This is a genomic window from Paractinoplanes aksuensis, assembly GCF_024137025.1.
Lineage (GTDB): Bacteria > Actinomycetota > Actinomycetes > Mycobacteriales > Micromonosporaceae > Actinoplanes > Actinoplanes aksuensis.
On sequence record NZ_JAMYJR010000051.1, the window covers coordinates 94,299 to 118,174 of the forward strand.

Sequence of the window (23,876 nt, forward strand, 5' to 3'; positions counted from 1 at the left end):
CATGTTGCGGCTTACCTTGCGTACGGCCCGGGCCAACCTGACCCGGTCGTTGCTCTCGTCGCTGGCCGTGGTGCTGGGCGTCGCCTTCGTCGCGGGCAGCCTGATGTTCACCGACGGCCTGGCCCAGGCCATGACCGGCCGGGCGGCCGACCAGTACCGGGCCGTCGACGTCGAGGTGACGTCGACCGCGCGCTGGCCCGACGACATCGTCGAGCGGGTACGGAAGATCGACGGCGTGCGGGCGGCCGAGGAAACGTGGTCGCTGTACTCGGTGGGCCTGGCCGCCGCCGACGGCCGCAAGATCGGCGGCGACCACGAGGCGGTCAGCGTGCCCAGCGCCGCGTCGTTGCAGTCTCTGGTGACCAGCCAGGGCCGGGTGCCGTCGGCGTCGGGCGAGGTCGTCATCGACGAACGCACCGCCGGCCGCGAGCGCCTGCGGATCGGCGACCGGCTGCTGATCAGCAACTTCGGCGGCGAGGCCCGCACCTACACGCTGGTCGGCCTGACCCCGGCCACGGCCGGCTCGGGCGCCCTGCTCGCCCTGACCACGGCCGACACGGAAGCCGTAGCCGGTTGGCCGTCGAGCACGATCGTCGTCGACGCCGCCGACGGCGTGAGCGACGAGGACCTCGCGGCCCGGATCGCGAGCGCGATCGGCGCCCAGGCCCTCCCCCACGACGAGTTGGTGCGCCAGGCCGAGGACGCGGCGGTCGGCGACGCCGAGACGTTCCGCAACGGGCTGCTGGCCTTCGCCGTGATCGCGGTCGGCATGGCCGCGTTCGTCATCGCCAACACGTTCACCATCCTGCTGGCCCAGCGCACCCGCGAGACCGCCCTGCTGCGCCTGGTCGGCGCCACCCGCCGCCAGGTGTTCCGCTCGGTCGTTCTCGAGGCGGCCGTGATCGGCCTCGGTGGGTCGGTGCTCGGCCTCGGCGGTGGATTCCTTCTGGCGTACGCGCTTCCGGCCGCCCTGTCCGCCCTGGGCGCACCGGCCGACGTGGCCCCGGTGGTCTCGGTCAAGACGGCGATCGTGGCTCTGGTCGTCGGGGTCGGCGTGACCGTGTTGTCGGCCCTGCTGCCGGCCCGGCGCGGCACCGCCGTCCCGCCCGTGGCCGCCCTCTCCGACGCCGCCGTGCAGGTCGCACGGCCCACCGGCCGCGGCCGAAGGATGAGCGGCATCGTCACACTCGCCGCCGGTCTGGCCGGCCTGTTCGCCGCGACAGCAGTCGGCAAGATCCAGATCGTGGCGGCCGGCACCGTGCTCACCGTCATCGGGTTCCTGCTGCTCAGCCCCGTCGTGGTGCCCGCCCTGGTGCGGCTCGTGGCCCGCCCGCTGGGCCGCGTGGGCGGGGCGACGATCGCGCTCGCCCTGCTCAACGCCGTCCGCAACCCGCGCCGCATCGCCACCACGACCAACGCGCTGGTCCTCGGCGTCACCCTGGTCGGCACGTTCACGCTCATCGCCCGCAGCGCCGAGGCTCCCGCCGAACGCCGCGCCGACGAGAAGATGGTCGCGCAGTTCCTGATCACCGACTCGGCCGACTTCAGCATCCTGCCACCCACCCTGCTCGACGCCCTGCGCGGCCAGTCGCAGATCGGCGCCCTGCACCCCAACTACGAGACCTTCGACGACCAGTCCGGCCTCGAGATCCACACCGGAGCCCCGCGTCCCGGCGCCGCGGTGGTCACCGCCGACACGGGCGTCGCGCCCGGCGGCACCATCAAAATCCACGGCCGTACGTTCGAAGTCACCTCGATCAGGCCGGGCACCCAGACCGCATGGCTGACACCCGACGACATCACTGCCGTGTTCGACGAGCCCCGCCTGGCCGAGGTGCAGGCCGACCCCGCAGCCGGAGTCTCCGCCGGCGCCGCCCGCGACGCGATCGACCGCGCGCTGGCCGCGTTCCCGGCCGCCGTCGCCTACGACCGCGACGAGTACGCCGAACGACTCAACGCCCGGCTCAACGAGGGCCTGGGCGTGGTGACGGCCCTGCTCGCGCTGGCCGTGATCATCGCCCTGGTCGGCGTGGCCAACACCCTGACCCTGTCGGTGGTCGAACGCACCCGCGAGAACGCCCTGCTACGAGCGATCGGCCTGACCCGCCGCGGCCTGCGCCTGACGCTGGCCACCGAGGCGCTGGTGATGGCCCTGACCGGCACGCTCATCGGCGTCCTCCTCAGCGTGGGCATCACGTTGTCGGCACTGGGCGCAGTCGAGGTCCACGGCTCCGGCCTGTCCCTGGCCATGCCCTGGGACCGCCTGGGTGTGCTGCTGGCGGTGGCCGCGCTGGCCTCGCTGGCCGCCTCGATCCTGCCCGCCCGCCGCGCCGTCCGCCTTCCCCTCGCCGAAAACCTGGCCGCCGACGGCTGAGCCCCGCGCCCGCCGGCAGCCGAAGGTGGCCGGCAGCCCTTCCCGCTCCTGGCCATCATGCCGCCGGTCCTGAACGGCATCGTGCTCGACTTCCTCCGGGATCACGCCCCGGCGGTGGAGCCTGAACCTACCCGTGACACAGGTACCGGCAGCCGGCCTCAACTGGCACCTGGACCCTCCGCTGCACCTCCTCGCCCGACCGAACCAGCCCACCATGCTGGACGGCATGCACAGCCTGCTCGAGGCGAGCCTGCTCGAGGCGAGCCTGGAGGGCCACAAAACCATCCTGGCCAAGAACGTGCCGACCGAACGACTGGACGACATCGCGGAGCAAAGTCCGCGTAGCCGACGCGTCCAGCTCCGTCCACACGGAGGATCGCGGCAGATGTGTGCGCTCGATGCGTCTTACGCAGCCGTTCGGTTCCGGGGCCGTGTGTTTCCCTGTTACCGGACTTCTGTCTCCGCTTTACCGCACTTTCCAGAATTGGCACGGACGTTGTTTGGCGTGCCGCGGTCCCGATTCGGGATAATGGTGCATGGCGCAATTGAGTTTATTCTCCCGGTCGGAGATCACGGCCTGGCGGGATCGGACTCGGTCGCGTCGTTATTCGCCGGGCCAAGAAGAGTTCCGGCGCGATCATGCACGTCGCCGGAATTGGGGACTGAAAAGGCGGCATGCAGCAAAGTTGTGCCGATTGCACGGTTGTTCATGGGAGTGCGGGGCGCTGGGTTTGCATGATCAGGTGGATCCGGTGCCACCGCTGATCTGGGACGACCAGACGAGCGCCACCCGACCGGTGCCCCGTGGTGGTGCACCGGCCGGTCCGCAACACCCGCCCACCGCCGCGGAACCAGCCGACCGGCCCCAGCCCGCAGGTCACGCACTACCCGCAGATCGCACTGCCGTGGCAGAGCCTGCCCCGCACAGCGGCCACGCACAGACCACGACGCCACACCCGGCAGACACGAAAGCCAGAGCCGACGAATCAGGCCACGACACCCCACGCCATCGGCACCAGAGACGGCGACACCCGACACATCGGGCCTGGCCACCGCGGCAACACCCGCGGCAGTACCGGAGGCCACGAGCACATCGAGCCCGGCCACCGAAGCAACGCCGGTGACAGGGGCGAGACCGACGGCACCTGCCCTCGACCGGCCCTCACCGACCGCCGCACGGACACGTGTCGTCCGGCCGGTATCAACCGACCAGCCGGCAGCGACCGGTCAAACATCACCTGCTCACCCGCGGCAGCGAGCCGATCGACCACAGCCGGCCAGGCCGAAACCGCATAACCCAGCGGCACCAGCCGACCGCCCCGCGCCCAGCGCCACGACACCCACCGACCGGGCCGACACCATCGAGAGCGCCCCAGCACCACCGACGACGGTCCCACCGGCGCACCGAACGGACATCAGGCTGCGTCAACAACAGGCCACCTGCTGCCAACCAGCAGAACACTGCCCGTGGGAACCGGCTGGATCAACGGCCTGCCCTATACCGAAATTCCGCCACCGGCCGGGAAACAAGCAACAATTCCAGCAACCGTTTCGCCATCTTCGACGACATGACGACGCGCACTCGTCCGCGCTAATCCATACACTGTTTCAGCGTGTCAGGTCATCTGTGCATTGTTCGAAAGTACCGCTCCAGCCGCCCTGATTGTTGCGCAATCTGCAATCTACTTTACCCGGCAGCCGCTTCACGACAGGTTGCCTCATTCGTGGACGGTTCAGGGACGCCACCGCCGACACTGTGGTGTCGCTGCGACGTGCACGGGCCCTGATCGGGTGTCCACTTCGCAGATCCGGACGCGTCTTCGCCGAAGCATCCCGCTTTCGGGTTGACGCCACACACCGGCCGGCCTCCCGCGCGGCTCAGGTCTGTTTCGGGATGGGCGGCCCCGGCTGGGTTGATCAGGTGACCGGTATCGCCCATGCCGCGGGCATCGATCACCATGTCCGCCGTGACATCGATGATGCCTGGCGTCCTCGTGCCCGAGTGCCTCTCGAACCCGCCGCGGGCCGTGGCCGCCGCAGCCCTCGTGGCTGCCCCCAGGCCCGGGCGGCCCGTCCGTCCCCCGGCCCGGAGTTCCTGCACTACCTGCGAAGTCCGGCCATCGAGCGCTGGACCACGTGAGCGAGAAACCCCATTGGCTCGCCGAACCATCGCCGACCTGCGCGCCGTCCTGGGCCCGTGGCGTCCTGTCGCCTCCCACCCACCGGACGGCCACCCTCCCGTTGCGGCGCTGACGCTCACTGTGGGGAGTATTGGCTGTTCGAAGGCATGATCACGACGGAGGTGACGGGTGTACTTGTCGACCGGCGCGCTTCGCGCGAAGCGGGTGGCCTGGCTGGCGGCCGTGGTGGTGTGGGCCAGTGTGCTGATGTTGCCGTGGTGGCCCACCGAATTCGTGGACCCGACCTTCCTCGAGTATCGCTCCAGCCCGATCGAGCAGTATCGGGAGCACGGCAACGACTGGTGGGACGTGGTTCCGTACGGCTATTTCCTGTTCGGTTTCGTGCTTCAACTGGTCGCCGCCCTGGCCCTGCCGCTGCTGGTCGGCCGCCAGGGCTGGTGGCATTGGCCGGCCGGTGTCGGCGTGCTGCTGACCACGATCTGGCAATTCATCGCGGTGGTGCCGTACGGGCTGATCAACACGACGGTGGTGCCCTACCTGGCCATGGTGGCCGGCGCGGCCCTGGTGGTGGCCTGGATCTGCGTACGCCGATGGGCCGAATCCGACGAATGGCCGCCCGCCCGCATCGAAGCGTCGTGAACCGCGACGCCTTTCCACCGCCGAGGATGGGTCAGCGAGCCGGCCCGGCCCGGCCGTGAGCCGCGCTGATCACATCGTCGAGCACCGCAGCCGCCGGGCGACCGGCGTCGATGACTGTCGCTCCGTAACCTTCGTATCGGGCCCGCATGCGAGGATTCCATTCCAGAGCGGCGGCGAGCTCCTCGGGATTCCGGCCGAAACTGTTCGTGGTACGGGTCGCGAGCCGATGGCGAAGGGCCTCGTCGTCGATAACGAGGCAAATGACGAGGTCGAAGAACTCGCGAACGTCCCTCTCGTTCTCCGCCGACCCACACAGGAAAGCGATTTGCGTACGGGACTCCCGAGCGAGCCGTTCCACGCGCTGACGGTCGATGGCCCAGGCGTGGCGGTCGAGCCAGCCCTGAGGAACGGGATCCGGCGGGTCCACGACAACTTCGCCCGTGCCCCGGTCGACCCAATGACTGAAACCGTCGTCGTCGGCGTCGAGGGCTACGTAGCCCCGTGCGCGCACCATCCCGCACAGCGTGGACTTGCCTGCGCCCGAATTGCCCGTCAGCCACACCAGCGTCACGCGATCAGCGTAGGCACCCCTCGAACGCCGAGCGTCCGGCATCCGGCGTCTGGCAGCCGGCAGCTGACCGTCGGGTTAGCCTCGGGACTGGGCATACGCGGAAGGAACGCTGCCATGGATGCCGATTCGTTGATCAGGGCCGCGATCGAGGAGCACTGGCGAGCCTCGGAGGCCGGTGAGACCGAAGCCGAGCACGCTGTCTACGCCGAGGACGCGGTTGTCGAATACCCGCAGTCGGGCGAGCGGTTCCGAAGCCGGGTCACGATCGCGGCCCAGCGCGGCGGTCACCCGGCCACCCGGCATTTCAAGGTTCTCCGCATCGTCGGCGAGGCGGACCTGTGGGTGAGCGAAGTTGTCATTACCTATGACGGTGTGCCCTCGTACTCGGTGAGCATCATGGAGTTCACCGACGGCCACGTCGTGCGGGAACGCCAGTATTTCGCCGATCCGTTCCCCGCGCCGGCTTCCCGGGCCGCCCTGGCCGAACCAATCTCCTGACCGGCCGGCCATCATCCTCCCGCAGGCTCCCCCGGCCCTCGGTCCGATGCCCTGACCGGGCCGCTCGACCATCGCCCTCCCCCACTCCCGGACCGATCTCCTGGCCAGGCCGCTCGACCAGCGCCTTCCCGCAAACACCCCCACCCTCGGACCGATCACCAGACCAGGCCGCTGGGCCGGCACCCTCCTGCGGGCTCCACGGCCGGCGCCGGGACTCGCCGGTGGCCCGCAGATCGGCCCGGGCCCTCGTCAATGTTCAGGGCGAATGCGAGATTCCGACACGGACCGGGCTACGACGATCCCCGCACGCCACTGAAACGAGGCGCTCCCCCGCCTCCGGGTCGCGGAGACGAGGGAGCGCGGGAAACTCGGTGCCTAGATGGCCGCCCACAGGGCCGGGACGATCGGGGGTTCCCAACCGGTCAGCGAGGTGTGGGCCTGGATGCAGCGGTAGCGCTTGCCGCTGTGGGTGACGACCGCGCCGATCGCGTACGGCGTGTTCGGCGCCCACGAGGCAGCGCCGGGCGGCGTCGTGGTCGGCGGGGTCGTGGTCGGCGGGGTCGTCGGCGGCCTGGTCGTCGGAGGCGTGGTGGGTGGGGTCGTGGGCGGAGTGGTCGGCGGCCGGGTCGTGGGCGGGGGCGTCGGGTTCACGCCGCCGCCGGTGGCGTTGCCGCCCGACCAGTTGGTCGCGCCGCTGGCCACCGTCTTGCCGGCCGGGACGGCAAGCGTCCGGCCGTCCGTGAACGTCACCGTGATCGCGCTGTTGGTGATGTTCGAGGCCACGTACGTCTTGGCGCCGTTCTTGCTGAACACCTTGGCCAGCGGGTGGTTGGCCGCGACCGTCGCGTCGACCTGGCCCAGCGCCTGCAGGTTGCGGATCCAGTGGAACGTGTGGGCCCGGCTCTCGCCCTCTTCCGGCGTGTAGTTGCCGGCCGCCCGCAGTTTCGACATCGCCGAGTCGGGATCGCCCAGGGCCAGGTACTGCCACAAAATGTCGCGCCACACCCCGGGTTCGCCGCCCTTGTTGCGCACCATCTCAGCGTACGTGTTGCGCACTGCCGCCGGGTATTCGCCCAGATAGAGCTGGCCGCCGGTCATCGGCAGCATGTTGATGCCGACCACCATTTCGTGCTCACCGGAGAACCAGGTCGCATACGCGCCGCCCGAGCCCCACACGATCGCCGTGTAGTTGTGGCCCCAGGTGGCCGGGAAATTCTCATTGCGTACGTCGAACCAGTACTCGTTGATGGCCGCGGCCTGCGTCGTGTGGATCCAGATGCCGGCGTCGCGCACCGCGTTGTTACCGGTCGCCTGTCCCCATTGGATGAGCGCGTTGGCGAAGTTCTGCCCCTCCGACGACGATTCCTGGTTGTTGCCCGCGCCGAACGCGCCATGACCGGACGCCCAGTCATGGCCGGCGTAGATGTCGAAGTCGCGCAGGTACGGGAATCGCGTGTCGTTGCGGTCGTAGTTGTTGGCGTCGCGGATCAGCAGATCAACCATGCCTCCGTACCTCGATGACGACGCCCACGACGGGTCGAACTTGGCCAGGGTGGCCGCGGCCGCGATGAAGTAGCCGTAGTGGAAGTGGTGGTCGTTGAGATCCTCGTCCGACGCGTACGAGGCCGGGTAGCCGATCAGCGTGCCCCAGTTGCGGTCGTAATAGAAGACCCGAGACGTCTTGCCCGACGAGGCAGTGAACCAGTCGGTCAGGCGAGTCCGGATGACGTTCAGCGCGGAGTCGCGCACCGATCCCAGACCGAGCTGGTCGGCGATCTCGGCGATCCGGGCCGCGCGGCCCAGGCCCTTTCCGGTCCAATACGTGTCGTCGCCCCGGAAATCGGCCGGGTTGTTGAGCTCATTGTTGAGCAGCGTGGTGATCTGCGACAGGTCCGAGCCGCCCGAGTCGCCGACGGCCGGCAGTTCCGGTAGCACGCCCGAGTAACGCATGGACGTCTGGAACTGCGTACCCGTGAGCACCTTCATCGCGCCGCGCGGCGAGACATACGTACGGGAAAGCGGGGTTGATCCGGTCAGATATCGCCATTGGTGCGGGTAGAGCGCGATGACCGTGCCCGCGGTGCCGCCCGCCAACTGCTGCGTGGTGAAACTGTAGGTCGTGGACACCGTGCCGTTGGCCTGGTTGTAGCTGTAATTGAGGCGGGTGCCGGTGACGTGGTTGTGCGCGTACTGCCCGAACTGGTCGGCCAGCGCGGTTTTGTCGGCCGTGCTCGCACTCGACAACGTCGGCAGCACCGCCACCGAGAAGTAGCCCTGGCCGCTGAGGTTCGAGCGCAGCGTGGTGCCCGACAGCGACCAGGTCGACCCGGCCGGCCCGTACGCCACGTAGTCGTGCCCGCCGATCGAGAACCCGACGCGACCGTTGCCGTTCTGCCAGACAGTAGGCGGTCCGGTGATCGACAGTTGAGCGTCACCACCGGTGATCCGGTAGTACGACAGCGGCAGCCCGTGGCCGATCGTGGCCTTCATCGTGCGGGCGCCGTCGCTCCAGCTCGGGGTGACGGTCCAGTCGGTCCAGCCGTCGACCAGCGCCCGCGGGGCGTTGAGGCCGGCCACCCCGACCACGACGTGCTGGGCGTACGGGAAGTGGTATTCGCCCAGGCCGGTGCCGCTGCCGCTGATCGCCGGGTCGGTCTGGTACGACAGCCCGAGGCCGCTCGCGACCGGCTTGTACGAGGCCGGGCCCGCGAACAGCGGCTGCGAGAAGTTGCACTCGTCGCCCTTCTTGAACAGCAGCGACGACCACCAGTCGTTGGTGGGCACCGCGCCGGCCGGGGCGTTCGAGGTGACGTTCTGCCGGGGGTTGGTCGAGATGCTGCCGCAGCCGCTCGGGAGTTTGGCGCCGGCGGGCAGGGTCTCGGTGTAGCTGCCGGCGCCGACGGTGGCGGCTTCGGCGGTCGAGGTCAGGGTCACAGCCAGTACGCCGGACCCGGTGGCGAGCACGGCGGCGGTCGCTATGGAGATGAGGCGTCGTCGGGGTTGCACGGGGATGGAGCCTCCGGGGATCTGGGGGCGGTGAGAGCGCTCTCACGCTAGACGCAGGTTTGACAAATGTGAATGCATGCAGCTCATGAAGGGCGCGAACGGGCAACCGGTGGATCGGCCCCTAGGATCGCTGCTCTCTCCCGCTCACTCCTCCGGTCTGGTTGAGTGAGCGGGAGATCCCTCAGCGAGGAGGCAGTCATGACCAACCACGTCTATCGGCTCACCGAGGTCGTCGGCAGCAGCCCGACCAGCATCGACGACGCGATCCGCACGGCCATCGCCAAGGCTTCCCAGACCGTCCGCAACATCGAGTGGTTCGAGTCGCAAGAGGTCCGCGGTCAGGTCGTCGACGGCGAGGTCGCCCACTTCCAGGTCAGGCTCAAGATCGGCTTCCGGGTCGAGGACTGACCCCTCCGCGAGAGGGCCGGCGCCGTCGCGTCAGCCCGCTGTAGCCGGCGCTTTGACGGGTGGGTGCCGGCGCATCAGCCACGCCTGCTGGCCCAGCGCGAACACGTTCTGGGTCGTCCAGTAGAGCAGCACGCCCACCGGGAAGATGACGCCCGAGACAAGCAGCGAGAGCGGAATCCCATAGGTCATCAGCAGCCGCACCATGCGCTGGGTCGGGTCATCGCTGGGTGGAGTGTTGGCCATGGACAGCCGCGTGGTGAGGAACGTGGTCGTCACCATGGCCGCGATCAGCACCGCGGCCACGATCATGGTGGCGCCGCCGCTGCTGAAGCTCGAGGCCAGCGGCGCCCCCAGCAGCAGCGCGTGCGAGGCGTCGTGGAACTGCGCGGCCGTCCAGCCGTAGAGCGTCTGGGTGGCCGGGTCGGTGATGGTCGGCCGCAGGTGGCGCAGCACGTGGAACAGCGCCAGGAACACCGGGATCTGCACGATCAAGGGCAGAAAGCTGGCGTACGGGCTGACTTTCTCCCGCTTGTAGAGCGCGGACATCGCGGTGCTGAGCGCCATGGCGTCGCCCTGGTGCTTCTGCTGCAGGGCCCGCATCTCGGGTTGGAGGCGCTGTATCGCCTGCTGCGAGCGGTACTGCCGGATGTAGAGGGGCAGCAACGCCACCCGGACGGTGACGACGAGGAAGACGATGCCGAGCACCCACGACCAGTCGGTGCTCAAGAGGTGCGGGGCGCCCAGCAGGGCGTCCCAGACGGAGTGCCAGAAGATCAGGAGCGCGGAGATGCCGGAATAGAAAATGGACACGACGGTACGACCCTTCGATGCGAGGAATGAGGCATCTGGGGCGGTCGTAAGTCAGAGGTCAGGCTGCTGCTCGGGACACTCAAGATCAGCGCCCCTCGAGAGCGCTCTGGATCAAGCTCTCTCGGGAACGCTCCGGATCAAGCGCTCCGCAGCCCGGCCTGGATCACACGGCCGCCAGGGGCCGTGCGGTGGGTCCTCTCGGGCGGGTGCGGCCTGGGGCGTCAGGGTCGCGATGACGGGGCACGCCCGCCCGGGCAGACCGCGTCTGCCATGCGGAAACGGACACTCTGCCGGCCGGAGCACTGCGGGCCAGCAGGATCAGCCCCGCCGCCAGCGCGGCGATGAGCATGAGCCCGGCCAGCCCGGACGGACCGGCGTCGGTCAGCAGGCTGACCACGCACCAGATCGCATCCAGCCACGTCATGCCGAAAAGGTACACCCTGCCCGCATCCCGGCCCGGGGGCAGTGGACTCCGCGAAGACACTGGGATGACAAGACCGATATGGCGGTGATTCACCCGTGACTGCCCATACTGAGCCCATGTATCGACGCGTTGCGATATCTTCCGTCGCGCTCCTGGCGCTGGCGATCACGCTCGTGCAGGTGCCGGCCGGCCTGGCCGCCACCACGCTGACGGTCGCGCAGGCGATCAGCAGTCAGAGCGGCACCGGCACGGTCCGCGGCAACGTCGTGGGCGAACCGACCGCCACCTCCACGGTGCGCACCAGCAACTTCACCGGCGACACGGCCATCGCGATCGCCGACAGCAGCGGCGAGACCGGCACCAGCCGTATGCTCTACGTGCAGGTGACCAGCGCGTACCGGTCGGCGTTCGGGCTGCGCACCAACCCCGGCCTGATGGGCGACCCGGTCACCGTGACCGGCACGCTCACGGCGTACTTCTCGCACCCGGGTCTCAAGTCGCCGACCGCGATGAGCGCGGGCGGCGGCGGAACGACCCCGCCGACCACCCCGCCGCCGACCACTCCGCCGACCGACTCGTACTACGCGGCGGCCGCGGGCAAGAGCGGCGAGCAGCTCAAGACCGCGCTGCACACGATCATCTCGCGCGGCGTGACCACGCTGTCGTACGACGCGGTATGGAACGCGCTCAAGGCCACCGACCAGGACCCGGCCAACAGCAACAACGTGATCCTGCTGTACTCGGGCACGAGCCGGTCGAAGTCGCTCAACGGCGGCAACAGCGGCAACTGGAACCGCGAGCACGTCTGGGCCAAGTCGCACGGTGACTTCGGCACCGCCGCCGGCCCCGGCACCGACCTGCACCACCTGCGCCCCGAGGACGTCGGCGTCAACTCGCTGCGCGACAACAAGGACTTCGACAACGGCGGTTCGGCGGTCGCGAGCGCGCCCGGCAACTTCACCGACGGCGACTCGTGGGAGCCCCGCAACGCGGTCAAGGGCGACGTCGCCCGCATGATCCTCTACATGGCGGTCCGTTACGAGGGCGGCGACTCGTGGCCCGACCTCGAGGTCGACAACGCCACCGGCAGCGGCACGGCCCCGCGCATCGGCCGCATCTCGGCCCTGCTGCAGTGGAACGCCCAGGATCCGCCGGATGCCTTCGAGCGCAACCGGAATCAGATCATCTACGCGTCGTATCAGCGCAACCGCAACCCGTTCATCGACCATCCCGAATGGGCGGCCTCGGTCTTCGGCTGAGGGGTCGTTGTTACCTCCGACACGGGGCGGTTCGGTCACCAAAAGTAGGCGTAGGCTCACCCGCGTCTCAGTGTCCGATCCACCCCGTCAGGGGGGAAACATGTCCGACGACAAGCAAAGCCGACCGTTCACACTAGACACACCCGAAGAGAAGATCGCCGAGCTGCACCGCCGGATCGCGGCCACCCGATGGCCGAGCCGGGAACTGGTGACCGACCGTTCCCAGGGCGTGCAACTGGCCACCGTGCAAGAGCTGGCCCGCTACTGGACCAACGACCACGACTGGCGCGCCGAACAGTCGATCCGCCCGCAGACGATCGGCTACTCGCTGCTCGACTCCCCCATCGGCCTGGCCGCCTGGATGCTCGACCACGACGCCGACAGTTACTACAAGATGTCGAAGGCCTTCGTCGACAAACAGCCGACCGGCGGCCTCACCCGCGACACCGTTCTCGACAACATCACCCTGTACTGGCTGACCGGCACCGGCGCCTCGGCCGCCCGCTGGTACTGGGAGTTCGGCCGTTTCCTGGCCGCACACGGCGGGCAGGCGCCCCCGCCGACCCGGGTCCCGGTCGCCTTCACCACGTTCCCCGACGAGATCTGGGCCGCCCCGCGCAGCTGGGCCGAGGTCGCCTACCCCGACCTGGCCTGGTTCCACGAGGCCGAACGCGGTGGCCACTTCGCCGCTTGGGAAGAGCCCGACCTGTTCGCGGCCGAGCTCCGCGCCGCCTTCCAACCTCTGCGTTAGCCGGCCCAGTCGATCTGTGGGGAGGGATAGAAGCCGACCCCGCGGGCCGTCCAGCGGGGGCCGTAGGCGCCGAGCCTCGTCCGGAAGGATTCCCAGTCTCGGGACGGGGACCAGCCGACCTCGGCGATCGCGGTCAGGCGCGGGAAGGCCATGAACTCGATGTCCTCGATGCTGCGCAAGGTCTCGGACCACAGCGGAGCCTCGACACCGAGCACAGCACTCTCGGGAACTCCGGCCACGTGGGTGCCGGGGTCCCAGTCGTACGCCGTGCGAACCTCGATGTAGCCGGCCCAGCTCAGCCCGAGCCGGGTCGACGGGTCGTACTTCATGTCGAGGTAGGCCCGATTGGCGGGCGACATGATCACCTTGGTGCCGGCCGCGACCGCCGCGGCCAGGGTCGGATCGGTCCGGCCGGTGTTCCAGTACTGCGCGATAGCGGTGTGGCTGGCCGGCGCCTGGGTGATCTCGTTCCATCCGTACGCCTTCTTGCCGTACTTGCCGACCAGCGGAAGCACCCGCTGCTGGAAGGCGACGTAGTCGGCCTGCGAGGTGGCGTGGGCCTCGTCGCCGCCGATGTGGATCAGCGGCCCCGGCGTCAGCGCGGCCAGTTCCCGAATGACGTCCTCGACGAACTGGTACGTGACCTCTTTGCCGATGCACAGCGAGCTGTAGCCCACGGCCGTGTCCGTCCGCGGCGGCGGCGCCACCCCGTCGCAGGTCAACTCGGGGTAGGCGACCTGCGCCGCGTTGACGTGCCCCGGCATGTCGATCTCGGGCACGATCGTCACGAAGCGGGCCGCCGCGTACCGCACGAGATCGCGGTACTGGGCCTTGGTCAGGAACCCACCGCCCACACCGTCCACCCCGGTGCCCGCCGCCCCACCGACCGACGTCAGCCGCGGCCACGAGTCGATCTGGATGCGCCACCCCTGATCGTCCGACAGGTGCAGATGCAGGTGGTTCACCTTGAACTGACTGATCTCGTCGATGTACTGCTTCACCTCGTCCGGCGTGTGATAGTGCCGAGCCAGATCAAGATGAACCCCCCGGTACGCGAACCGAGGCCGATCAACAATCGTGCCGCCCGCCACGATCCAGGGCGCTTCGAGCGGCAGCAGTTGACGCAGCGTCTGCACCCCGTTGAACAACCCCGAGTTGCCGCCGGACCGGATCGTGACCCCCTTACGCCCGACGCTGAGCTGGTAGTCCTCCCCACCGCTCCGATCCGGCGCGAGCGTGATCGCCGACGCGTGACGCGGTGCGTGCCTCACCACGGCGAGCCGATAGCCCGTGGCCTCCCGCACCGCCTCGACCAGCCGGTCAGCCACCGGCCGCGCCGAGGCCGGAGCCACAACGACCGTGCGCGGAGTAACCCGGAACGACGTACCGTCCGCCCGCACCTCAACCGGCGCCGGAATAACGCTACCGAGCGCAACGGCCGGCGGCGCACCCCCCGCCAATGCCGGCGCCGGCACCAGAGTCAACGGCAGCGCACAGACCAGGAGAACGGCAAGTCGGTTCCGCATACCCCGACCGTACATAGTCATGCATCGATTCGTGAAGACACTTTGCTGTTCTCATCGCCGTAGGCCGCCGACCGCTTTTGTTCCTATCGAGCCAAGGTTGGCGGTAGAACGGCCATCTCCAGCGGCGCAGTTTTCCTCGGGCCGGCGTGACGACTAATACGTATGTGGGTGAACCTTCGACCTGTCACCGTTGATGCCCCGTCGCTTGATGACGCTTACCGACCGTCCGCGAGCAGGGGCTCCGATATCGCGGGCGGTCCGGCGTTGCCGCTGATGGCCGAGGCCGTCGATCAGGCGGCGGCCCGTGTCGCCGATGTGGTCCCGAGGACTCCGTTGGAGCGCAACACGCGCCTCTCGGCTTTGACGGGTGCGGATGTATGGCTCAAGCGGGAGGACCTGCAGGCGGTTCGCTCGTACAAGGCGCGGGGGGCGTTCAATCTGATCGCCCAGCTCGGCGAAGCGGCACGCGCGGCGGGAGTGGTCGCGGCCAGCGCCGGCAACCATGCACAGGGGGTGGCGTCCGCCTGCTCGGCGCTGGGCGTGCATGGGCGGATCTACCTGCCGCGCACGACACCACGGCAGAAACGTGACCGTATCGCGGCGCTGGGCGGCGATCTGGTCGAGATGGTGCTGATCGGGGAGACTTATGACGACGCCGCCGCTGTGGCCGCAGCGCACGCCGACGCGACCGGAGCGACGATTGTTCCCGCGTTCGACGATCTGCGGACGATCGCCGGCCAGGGGACTGTCGTCCGTGAGGCGGTGACGCAGCTAGGGGGCGCTCCGGATGTGGTGATACTGCCCGTCGGCGGAGGCGGCCTGCTGGCCGGCTCGGTCGCGTGGCTGTCTCAGCGGCATCCGCGTACCCGCATCATCGGTGTGGAACCGGCTGGAGCGGCCAGCCTTGCCGCGGCGCTCGAGGCGGGCCGGCCGGTGACGCTCGGCGATCTCGACACCTTCGTCGACGGTGCCGCCGTGCGGAGGGTCGGCGATCTCACCTTCTCAATCATCGCCGGTTCGCGGCCGGAGGTGGTGGCGGTGCCCGAGGGCCGGACCTGTCAGGAGATGCTGGCCCTCTTCCAGACCGACGGGATCATCGCCGAGCCGGCCGGCGCGCTGGCCGCCTCCGCACTGGGTCTGCCGGGCCTGGCTATTTCACCGGACACCACGGTGATGTGCGTGCTCTCCGGCGGGAACAACGATGTCAGCCGCTATGCCGAAGTTGTCGAGCGGGCGCTGATGTACGAGCAGCGCAAGCATTACTTCCTCGTGGATTTCCCGCAGGAACCGGGTGCCTTGCGCCGGTTTCTCGACGAGGTTCTCGGTCCCGACGACGACATCACGCTGTTCGAGTACGTCAAGCGCAGCAACCGGGAGACCGGCCCCGCGCTGGTCGGCATCGAGCTGGCCGACCCCCGTGGCCTCGCGGGCCTGCTCGCCCGGATGGAGGCGGCTGCGCCGCGGGTCGAGCGCATCGAGGCTTCCAGTCCCCTGTTCCGTTTCCTGCTGTGAGCCTCTGCCTCGAGCCGCGGCCGGCGTATGGCGGTGATCACACCGCGTGTTCTCACATCCGCGGGCGATGGCTCGTCAATCGGGCAGAACCCACCACCGATTGAAGGACGCCTCATGAAGCCCACCACAGAGCAGATCGACATCGTGGTCGTCGGCGCCGGTTACGCCGGTGTGATCGCCACCAACCGGCTCCTCGCCTCGCTGACCGAGGCCGAGGTGCGGCGGGTGCGCCTCACCGTGATCAACCCGACCGACCAGTTCGTCGAGCGGATCCGGTTCCACGAGCTGGCCGCCGGAACCCGCCGGTCGGCATTCGTTCCCCTGACCGAGCTCCTGCACCAGGCGGCCCAGCTGCTAGTGGGACGAGTCGAGGTCATCGACCCCGACGCCCGGACGGTGCATGTCTCCCGACCCGGCCGGACGGAGATCGTCATGCCGTGGGACCACCTCATCTACGCGGTCGGCAGCACAGCCGCCACGACGATCCCGGGCAGCCGGGAGCACGGCTTCCTGCTGGGAGACCTCGACGGCGCAGAAAGCGCGGCCGCCGCGGTCCGCGGGGCCGGGCCCGGCGCACGCATCGTCGTGATCGGCGGCGGCTTCACCGGGGTCGAGGCGGCCGGCGAGATCGCTGAACAGCACCCGGGTGCCTCGGTGGTGTTGATGTGCGCGGGCACCCTGGTTCCAGCGATGCGGGCCGCTGCCCGCCGGTCGCTGACCAGATCGCTGAACAAGCTGGGCGTGCAAATCCAGGAGCAGCAGCCGGTCGCACGGATCGAGCCCGGCCAGGTCGTGCTGGCCGACGGCCGCATCGAGAAGGCCGACGTCTGCATCGTCGCCGCCTCCTTCACCGTTCCCGACCTCGCCCGCACGAGCGGACTGGCGGTAGCGGCCGACGGGCGCATGCGCGTCGACACCGGGCTGCGCAGCCTCGACACGCCCGGCATCGTCGGGGCGGGCGACGCGATCGTGATGTCGGGCCCGGCCGGTGAGCATCTGCGGATGGGATGCGCCATCGCCCTGCCCCTGGGCGGGAAGGCGGCGGAGACCGTGCTGGCTCAGATCCGCGGGCAGGAGCCGGAGCCGGTCTCGATCGGATTCCAGGCCCAGTGCATCAGCCTCGGCCGCAAGCGCGGCTACATCCAGCTCGTGCACGCCGACGACCGCCCGCGTCCGCTGCACATCGGTGGACGGCTCGGGGCCCGGGTCAAGGAGTCGGTCTGCAAGATGTCGGTCTCCCTGCCGGCCAAGGAACGGACGAAGCCCGGCGCCTACCCGACGCCGAAGGGTCCCACCCCCAAGAGTGGATCATGACAATCAACATCACCGACGCCGTACGCCGCCGCCTGTTCGCGGTCGCGTACCGTCTGCTGGGCTCGGTCCATGACGCGGAGGACGCCGTAGGCGAGGGCGTGCTTCGCTGGCAGCAACTGAGCGAGGAGAACCGGGCGCGGGTGCGGGAACCGCTGGCCTGGCTGACCCGGGTCGTCAGCCGCGTCTGTCTCGACCAGCTGAAGTCGGCCCGCGTGCGGCGCGAGCGCTATCAGGGTGTCTGGCTGCCGGAGCCGGTACTCGGCGCCGGCGGGCCGGCCGATGACTCGATGACCGTGGACCCGGCGGACCGGGTCACCCTGGACGACTCGGTGTCGTACGCGTTCATGGTGGCGCTGGAGCGGTTGTCGCCCGCCGAGCGCGTCAGCTTCATCCTGCACGACGTGTTCGGTGTGCCGTTCGACGAAGTCGCCGAAACGGTCGGGCGCAGCCCGGCCGCTTGCCGGCAGTCCGCTGTCTCGGCCCGCCGTCACCTGCGTCTGGAGCGCCGCTTCGACGTCACGACCGTTGACCGGGACCACGTCGTGGCGGCTTTCTTGGACGCCTGCCGGGGCGGTGACCTGGCCGCCCTGGTCAAGGTTCTGCACCCGGACGTGGAAGCAGTGGCCGACGGCGGTGGCGTCGTGCACGCCGCGCTGAAGCCGGTGGTGGGCAGCACGGCCGTCGCCAAGTACCTGCTCGGCTCGATGCGGCTGCAGGAGAACAACTCCGCTGTCCCGCCGGCGTACGCGATCCGAGCCTTGAACGGGCGGAACGGGATCGTCGTATCGATCGGCGGCCACATCGTCGGGACTGTCGACGTGTCGATCACCGACGGGGTCATCACCCGCATCCTCATGCAGGTGAACCCGGATAAATTACACCTCTGACCGCGACTCGTTCTCGATAAGATGCGCCCTTGTGACGGAATCGAGCCATCGGTGGGACACCGCGACATTGGTGCTCCGGCTGGCACCGGGCGCCGTGGTCCACCACCACGCCCACGACGAGCACCAACTGGTGTACGCCAGCACCGGAGTGATATCCGTCAGCACGACGGCAGGCAGCTGGATCGCTGCGGCCAACCGGGCGATCTGGGTTCCCGCCGATGCGCCTCACCAGCATCGGGTGCACGGCCCGACCACCCTGCACGGCGTCGGACTGCCCCGATCGAGCAACCCGCTCGGCATCGACGTGCCCGCCGTGGTCGAGGTGAGCCCGCTGCTGCGGGAATTGATCATCCATTACACCGAGCAGACCGCCGGCGCCGGGCAATCCCGGCGCCGGCGGCTGTTGTCCGTGCTGATCGACCAGTTGTCCGTCTCGGATCAGCGGCCGGTCCGGTTGCCCGCCCCGCGCGACCCGCGTCTCGCCGAGGCCTGCCGGGTCGTCGAGGAGAACCTCTCCGCCACCCTCGACCTCGAAGACCTCGCCAAGGCCTGCCGGTCCAGCAAGCGGACGCTCGCGCGGCTGTTCCGCGACGATACGCACATGAGCTACGTGCAGTGGCGCACCCAGCTGCGCCTTTACCACGCCCTGCTCATGCTCGCCGAAGGAGTGCCGGTCGGTACGGTGGCGCGCCGCTGCGGCTGGAGCACCGCAAGCGCCTTCGTCGAGGTGTTCCGCCGCGTGTACGGGCACACGCCGAGGCAACGCCGGAGCGCTGATCCCGGTCAGCGTCCGGAGTCCTGACCGCCTGCCGCCAGGGTCGCCGCCGTTCGGTTCGACAACAGGGCGGACCGGGCGAGGAGCGCCTCCGCCGAGTCGACCGGTGGGGTAGATGAAGCCCACCGCGGCACCGACGGCGTCCGCACGCGGCTTGCGGCGTCTCGACGAGCTCACCATCGTGCCGGTCGGAGCGGAACCCCGTGGGGAACCGGGCGTTCGCGGGCGGTGTCTGCGAGATATGAAAAGCGTCGTTGTTCTGGTGGCAGTGCTGCTGGTGGCCGGCTGCACCGCAGTGGACGGACCCGAGCCCGTGCGAGTCTGTGGCTCGCCCGTACGCACCGACGCCCTGCCCGAATGGGCCCGGGCCGGGTTCAGCTGGGACGGCGCCGGCACCCCGCACGTCTATGGCGCGAAGGGTGACATCCTCGCCATCGTCTTCGGGGCGCGGCTGAGCAGTCCGCCCGAGCCGGGGCGTAACAACAAGATCCTGTGGGTCTCCCGGCCCGACATCACCGGGGATCCGCTGGTCATCGCGGCCACGCTCGACGGCACGGCCGAGCCGGTGCGGCAAGAGGTCGGGGGCGGGCCCGGGCCGTCCATCGTCGACCTGCCGCGGCCCGGATGCTGGCGCTTCACGTTGGCCTGGTCCGGGTTCACCGACACCATGGAGCTCAACTACCAGGCCGGAACACCGCCCGCACGCAGCCGTCCTCCCTCGTCCTGAACAGGCGGTAACCCTCGGGGGCCTCCTCCAGCGGCATCACGTGGGTGGCCAGGTGTTCGGTGGTCAGTTCGCCCTTGGCCATGCGTTGCAGCAGCATCGGGATGTAGCGCTGGCCGTGCATCCGGGCGCTGCGGACGGTCAGGCCCTTCACACTGATCGCACCGAGCGGGAAACGGTCGACCAGGCCCGCGAACAGGCCCAGCACGAAGACCGACCCGCCCTTGCGGCACGCGGTGACGGCCTCCCCGACGGTTCCGGGGCGGCCCACGGCCTCGAGGCACACGTCGGGGCCGCGGCCGCCGCTCCGGTCCAGCAGGGTGGCGACCACATCCGTACGCTCGTAGTTGATCGTTTCGGCTCCGATGTGTTTCTCGACCTGGCGCAAGCGGTTGTCGTAGCGGTCGATCACCAGCACCCGGTCCGCGCCGAGCAGCTGGGCCGCCCGCGCCGCCAGCTGGCCGACCGCGCCCGCGCCCCACACCGCGACCACGTCGCCCGGGTTGACGCCGCCCATGTCGGCGCCCATCCAGCCGGTCGAGGCCGCGTCCGAGGCGAACAGCGCGCGCTCGTCGGCGACCTCGTCGGGCACGGTGAACGCGCCCACGTCGGCGAACGGGACCCGGACGTACTCGGCGTGGCTGCCGGCGTGCGACCAGCCGAAACAGCCGCCGTTGTCGCACAGCGAGTATTCGTACTGCGAACAGAACCAGCACCGGCCGCAGGCGATGACCGGCGCCACCACCACGCGGTCGCCGACGTGGTGCCGCTGCACGTCGGCCCCGAGCTCGACCACCTCGCCCACGAACTCGTGGCCGAGCACATCACCCTTTCCGACGTACGGGCTGTCGCCGCCCAGCAGCTGCAGGTCCGAGCCGCAGGTGGCGCTGAGCCGCACCCGGACGACGACGTCGGCCCGGGTCTTGATCGCCGGGTCGGGCACCTCGCCGACGGCCAGCCGGTTCGGGCCGCGCCATTGCAGCGCTCTCACCGCCGCACCTCGCCCACCTCGAGCAGCGACCGGCTCAGCCGCAGGATCCGGCGCACCTCGGCGTCGGGCCGGTCGCCGCGGGCCCGGATCTCGGCGCCGCGGCCGCCCGGGGCCGGGGTGAGCTGCACCTCGAGCCTGCACAGCTGGTCCGGCAGGTTCGCGCTGACGTCGTCGAGCGTCCGATACACGGTCATGGAGTGCCAAGACCGGGTATCGGCGCGGCGCCGGCCGGGTCGCCGGGCCGTCATGATCCCGGCCGCCGCGACCACGGCCGCGACCAGCGCGATCCTGGACATGCGAGTCATCGGGGCCGAGTACCGGACGAGCGGGCCTCTCAAACGTTTACCGGCAGCATTCCTGGGGAGTCCCGTCTGGTGACGGCCGACCGAGAAGATCAACGCGACCTTGTGCTGCTGGGCGGTTCGGCCGGCGCGATCGAGGTGCTGCCGCGGATCCTCGGCGGCCTCCCCGCCGACCTGCGCGCCGCCGTCCTGGTGGTCGTGCACACCTCGGCCCACGACCCGAGCGGTCTGGTCCGGGTGCTGAGCCGGTCCGGACCGCTGCCCGTGTCGGCCGCCGAGAACGAGGCGCCGATCGAGCCGGGCCACGTCTACGTCGCCGTGCCCGGCCGCCATCTGCTCGTACGGGACGGAATGATGCTGGTCAGCGCCGGGCCGAAACAGAACCGGGTACGGCCGTCGGTCGACGCCCTGTTCCGCAGCGCCGCCCGCTGGCGGGGCCCCCGCGCGGTTGCCGTGCAGCTGTCGGGCAGCCTGGACGACGGCGCGGTCGGGCTGGCGGCGGTCAGCACGGCCGGGGGCGCCTGCATCGTCCAGGATCCGGACGACGCACGGCACTCCGGCATGCCGCGGGCCGCTCTGGCCGTCGTCCCGGACGCCAAGACGCTACCGGGCCGGGACATCGCCGCCGGCATCCAGGCTCTGCTGTCCGAGCGGGTCGAGCCGTCCCGGTTTCGTCCCGACGCCGACCTGATCACGGAAACCGACATGGCCGAGAAATTCACGAAGGGACTCACCGACCGGCGGCCCGGCCGACCGGCCGCCCTGAGTTGCCCCGACTGCACGGGCGGCATGAACGTCGTCGAGACGGGCGGCGTCGTCCACTACACGTGCCACACCGGGCACATCTGGTCGCCGCAGACCCTGCTCGAAGCTCAGCAGGACAAGGTCGAGGGCGCTCTGTGGACGGCGCTGAGCATCCTCGAGGAACAAGCTCGTGTCTTCGACGTCCTGGCCGGCAGCCACAACGATCCCGCCACCGGCGTGGCGGGACGTCATCAGCGGGCCGCCGCGGAAGAGGTGCGCAAAGCGGCCGAGGTGATCCGCAAGCACTTCCCGGACATCGTGCTCGACCGGTGAGCGCGCGCCGGGCCGGCGCATGATCCGGCCCGGCGCACCCGGTCACGCCTTGGGCGGCGTGACCTTGACCGTCATCAGCGGGATCAGACCCGTGACCTGGGTCTTCACCTCGATCTTGACACCCGCGCCGGCCACCTTGACCGAGTTCTGCGGGTTGGCCGCGTCCCAGTAGGCCAGCGGGTCGGAGTCGTCGAACACCGGCTTGGCCGCCTGCTTGGGCACCGAGACCGGGGCCCCGTTGCGGTGGAACGTCACGGCATCGGTCTTCTGCAGGCCGAACGTGGCGTCGAAGGGCTGTCGACGGTTACCGAGCAGCACGCCGTCGGGGAAGATGATCGGCGCCGGACGGGCGTCGACCGGCAGCGACAGGCCCGTACCGGGGTGCCGGCTCGTGTTGTTGTTGCCGACGGCCGGGTTGACGTACCAGACCAACAAGCCGTCCTGGTACGGGAACCGCTCCACCCAGTCCGGCCGGGTGCTCTGCCAGCCGAACTGGTAGGGGCCGGTCTTGAGTGTCTCGTCGTAGCCGGTGTACGAGCGGTACTCGGCCGCGTAGTACGAGCCGTCGGCCAGCGGCACCACGACTGCCTCGGGTAGCAGGCTGGTCTCCGCGTTGGCGGCCGAGCCCAGGGTCACCAGTTTGCTCTTGCCCGGCTGGACCGTCACGAAGTTGGACCAGCCGAGGAAGATCTTCTCCCAGGCGCCCATGTAGCCCGGCGTCGAGCCGATGCTCTGGCCGCCGCGGTTGAGCCACGAGCCGCCCGACATCAGAGTCCAGAAGCCGGTGCCGTTGTCGCCGCCGGCCGTGTCGTACAGGTCGGGCAGGCCCAGGTCGTGGCCGTACTCGTGGGCGAAGACGCCGAGGCCGCCGTTCTCGGGTTCGGTCGTGTAGTCGCCGATCCAGAAGCCGCTGTCGCCGATCGGCACGCCGCCGACCTCGTTGCCGGCCGGGCCGCTGCCGGCGCCGCCGTCGGAGAACGCGAACCAGCGGTGCGACCAGATGGCGTCGGGCCCCTGGGCGCCGCCGCCGGCCTCCTCGCCCTCACCGGCGTGGATGGCCTGGAAATGGTCGATATAGCCGTCCGGCTCGTTGAAGTCGCCGTCCTTGTCGAAGTCGTCGCGGTCCCAGATGTCGAACATCTTCAGGTACGCCTTGATCTGCTCGGGCGTCTTGCCCGCGGCCACCTGCGACTCGTACCAGGCGGTGGCGCTGTCCTTGATGTAGTTCCAGTAGCCGTCGTCCTCGCCGATCTCGTTGCTGCCGTAGCGGGCCTCGTTGTAGGGCAGCTGCACCCAGTCCGAGACGTCACCGCCCACCGTGTACCGGCCGCCGGACTGCTTGTAGTAGAAGTTCGCCATCGACTCCTTGTTCTTGGCGAACAGCAGTTCCTTGTAGTACGCCGGGGTGAAGTCGCTCCGCCAGAGGGTCGAATTGTCATTCGTACGGTCGGGGGCCGCGATCTGGTTGTGCCGCGGACCCGCCGTGCCGCCGGCGGCCGGGTAGACGGCGTCGCCGAACTCGGTCAGGAACGTGAGCACCGGGTCGGTCTTGGTCTCTTTCTTCTTGTACTCGACGTACTTGCCGTTCCGGAGCTTGATGACCTCCGATCCCGTACGCTTCTCGGTCTTGACCTGGCCCGCGATGAGCTTGGCCAGCGCCTCGGTGCGCTCGGCCTCGCGCCGGTCGGCCAGCGGGTGGGGCAGGTTGTCCTCACCCAGCGACGCGGTTGGTTCCACGTCGGCCGAGCGGGTCGCGACGTCGCCGGGTGCGGCGGCCGCGGGCATGGTCGTGAGGCCTGTCACCAGCGCGAACGCGGAGACGGCAGCCAGCACGACGGTGCTTTGCTTCCTCAACGGGCGTACTCCTCTGCAGAGATGTCCCCCCAT

The 23,876-nt window shown here is 69.6% G+C and carries 21 protein-coding genes; 13 read left to right on the plus strand and 8 right to left on the minus strand.

Features of this window, described 5'->3' with window-relative positions:
• Position 1 precedes the first annotated feature (1 nt).
• The 3 genes from M1L60_RS40420 to M1L60_RS40430 all read left to right on the plus strand — a co-directional run bounded on the left by M1L60_RS40420 (position 2) and on the right by M1L60_RS40430 (position 5,154).
• Complete coding sequence (locus M1L60_RS40420; RefSeq protein WP_253242885.1) at positions 2-2,374, plus strand: FtsX-like permease family protein; 2,373 nt, start codon at positions 2-4, stop codon at positions 2,372-2,374.
• A 2,002-nt stretch (positions 2,375-4,376) separates the two neighbouring features.
• Positions 4,377-4,514, plus strand: a complete 138-nt coding sequence (locus tag M1L60_RS40425; protein ID WP_253242886.1) for a hypothetical protein — start codon at positions 4,377-4,379, stop codon at positions 4,512-4,514.
• Positions 4,515-4,683: 169 nt separating this feature from the next.
• Positions 4,684-5,154 (plus strand): hypothetical protein, encoded by a 471-nt coding sequence (locus M1L60_RS40430; protein ID WP_253242887.1) that lies wholly within the window; start codon positions 4,684-4,686, stop codon positions 5,152-5,154.
• 31 nt (positions 5,155-5,185) lie between these two features.
• Here M1L60_RS40430 and M1L60_RS40435 read toward each other — a convergent pair whose 3' ends face one another.
• Positions 5,186-5,725 (minus strand): AAA family ATPase, encoded by a 540-nt coding sequence (locus M1L60_RS40435; RefSeq protein ID WP_253242888.1) that lies wholly within the window; start codon positions 5,723-5,725, stop codon positions 5,186-5,188.
• 114 nt (positions 5,726-5,839) lie between these two features.
• Between M1L60_RS40435 and M1L60_RS40440 the strand changes: the two genes are divergently transcribed.
• On the plus strand, positions 5,840-6,223 hold the full coding sequence (locus M1L60_RS40440; RefSeq protein WP_253242889.1) for a nuclear transport factor 2 family protein: 384 nt from the start codon (positions 5,840-5,842) through the stop codon (positions 6,221-6,223).
• 375 nt (positions 6,224-6,598) lie between these two features.
• Here M1L60_RS40440 and M1L60_RS48095 read toward each other — a convergent pair whose 3' ends face one another.
• Complete coding sequence (locus M1L60_RS48095) at positions 6,599-9,229, minus strand: glycosyl hydrolase (RefSeq protein WP_253242890.1); 2,631 nt, start codon at positions 9,227-9,229, stop codon at positions 6,599-6,601.
• A gap of 198 nt (positions 9,230-9,427) precedes the next feature.
• Here M1L60_RS48095 and M1L60_RS40450 point away from each other — a divergent pair, with 198 nt between their 5' ends.
• Positions 9,428-9,637 carry a dodecin gene (locus M1L60_RS40450; protein ID WP_253242891.1) on the plus strand — a complete coding sequence of 70 codons (210 nt, stop codon included), beginning with the start codon at positions 9,428-9,430 and terminating at the stop codon, positions 9,635-9,637.
• A 30-nt stretch (positions 9,638-9,667) separates the two neighbouring features.
• Here the strand turns inward: M1L60_RS40450 and yidC are convergent, their stop codons facing one another.
• Both yidC and M1L60_RS40460 read right to left on the minus strand, forming a co-directional pair.
• The gene (yidC, locus tag M1L60_RS40455; protein ID WP_253242892.1) at positions 9,668-10,447 is read right to left on the minus strand and encodes a membrane protein insertase YidC; all 780 of its coding nucleotides are present in this window, start codon (positions 10,445-10,447) and stop codon (positions 9,668-9,670) included.
• Between the two features lie 163 nt (positions 10,448-10,610).
• Positions 10,611-10,871 carry a DUF6412 domain-containing protein gene (locus tag M1L60_RS40460; protein ID WP_253242893.1) on the minus strand — a complete coding sequence of 87 codons (261 nt, stop codon included), beginning with the start codon at positions 10,869-10,871 and terminating at the stop codon, positions 10,611-10,613.
• A 116-nt stretch (positions 10,872-10,987) separates the two neighbouring features.
• On the opposite strand from M1L60_RS40460, the gene M1L60_RS40465 reads away from it, so the two are divergent.
• Together M1L60_RS40465 and M1L60_RS40470 are read left to right on the plus strand one after the other, a co-directional pair.
• Complete coding sequence (locus tag M1L60_RS40465; RefSeq protein WP_253242894.1) at positions 10,988-12,130, plus strand: endonuclease; 1,143 nt, start codon at positions 10,988-10,990, stop codon at positions 12,128-12,130.
• A gap of 100 nt (positions 12,131-12,230) precedes the next feature.
• Positions 12,231-12,881: an epoxide hydrolase N-terminal domain-containing protein gene (locus M1L60_RS40470; protein ID WP_253242895.1), complete on the plus strand. Its 651-nt coding sequence runs from the start codon at positions 12,231-12,233 to the stop codon at positions 12,879-12,881.
• Here M1L60_RS40470 and M1L60_RS40475 read toward each other — a convergent pair.
• A complete protein-coding gene (locus tag M1L60_RS40475; protein ID WP_308208613.1) occupies positions 12,878-14,428 on the minus strand; it encodes a beta-N-acetylhexosaminidase in 1,551 nt (516 codons plus the stop codon). The genes M1L60_RS40470 and M1L60_RS40475 overlap by 4 nt on opposite strands.
• Positions 14,429-14,680: 252 nt before the next feature.
• Here M1L60_RS40475 and ilvA point away from each other — a divergent pair, with 252 nt between their 5' ends.
• The 5 genes from ilvA (at position 14,681) to M1L60_RS40500 (ending at position 19,622) form a co-directional block, all read left to right on the plus strand.
• Positions 14,681-15,919: a threonine ammonia-lyase IlvA gene (gene ilvA, locus M1L60_RS40480; protein ID WP_253242897.1), complete on the plus strand. Its 1,239-nt coding sequence runs from the start codon at positions 14,681-14,683 to the stop codon at positions 15,917-15,919.
• A 114-nt stretch (positions 15,920-16,033) separates the two neighbouring features.
• On the plus strand, positions 16,034-17,233 hold the full coding sequence (locus M1L60_RS40485) for an NAD(P)/FAD-dependent oxidoreductase (RefSeq protein WP_253242898.1): 1,200 nt from the start codon (positions 16,034-16,036) through the stop codon (positions 17,231-17,233).
• On the plus strand, positions 17,230-18,120 hold the full coding sequence (sigJ, locus tag M1L60_RS40490; protein ID WP_253242899.1) for an RNA polymerase sigma factor SigJ: 891 nt from the start codon (positions 17,230-17,232) through the stop codon (positions 18,118-18,120). The genes M1L60_RS40485 and sigJ overlap by 4 nt, the downstream gene beginning before the upstream one ends.
• A gap of 31 nt (positions 18,121-18,151) precedes the next feature.
• Positions 18,152-18,922, plus strand: coding sequence for an AraC family transcriptional regulator (locus M1L60_RS48100; RefSeq protein ID WP_253242900.1), 771 nt, complete (start codon positions 18,152-18,154; stop codon positions 18,920-18,922).
• 214 nt (positions 18,923-19,136) lie between these two features.
• A complete protein-coding gene (locus tag M1L60_RS40500; protein WP_253242901.1) occupies positions 19,137-19,622 on the plus strand; it encodes a hypothetical protein in 486 nt (161 codons plus the stop codon).
• Here the strand turns inward: M1L60_RS40500 and M1L60_RS40505 are convergent.
• Together M1L60_RS40505 and M1L60_RS40510 are read right to left on the minus strand one after the other, a co-directional pair.
• Positions 19,570-20,610 carry an alcohol dehydrogenase catalytic domain-containing protein gene (locus tag M1L60_RS40505; protein ID WP_253242902.1) on the minus strand — a complete coding sequence of 347 codons (1,041 nt, stop codon included), beginning with the start codon at positions 20,608-20,610 and terminating at the stop codon, positions 19,570-19,572. The genes M1L60_RS40500 and M1L60_RS40505 overlap by 53 nt on opposite strands.
• Complete coding sequence (locus tag M1L60_RS40510; RefSeq protein WP_253242903.1) at positions 20,607-20,906, minus strand: hypothetical protein; 300 nt, start codon at positions 20,904-20,906, stop codon at positions 20,607-20,609. The genes M1L60_RS40505 and M1L60_RS40510 overlap by 4 nt, the downstream gene beginning before the upstream one ends.
• A gap of 78 nt (positions 20,907-20,984) precedes the next feature.
• On the opposite strand from M1L60_RS40510, the gene M1L60_RS40515 reads away from it, so the two are divergent.
• Positions 20,985-21,989 carry a chemotaxis protein CheB gene (locus M1L60_RS40515; protein WP_253242904.1) on the plus strand — a complete coding sequence of 335 codons (1,005 nt, stop codon included), beginning with the start codon at positions 20,985-20,987 and terminating at the stop codon, positions 21,987-21,989.
• A gap of 42 nt (positions 21,990-22,031) precedes the next feature.
• Here the strand turns inward: M1L60_RS40515 and M1L60_RS40520 are convergent, their stop codons facing one another.
• Complete coding sequence (locus tag M1L60_RS40520) at positions 22,032-23,843, minus strand: immune inhibitor A domain-containing protein (RefSeq protein WP_253242905.1); 1,812 nt, start codon at positions 23,841-23,843, stop codon at positions 22,032-22,034.
• Between the last annotated feature and the right edge of the window lie 33 nt (positions 23,844-23,876).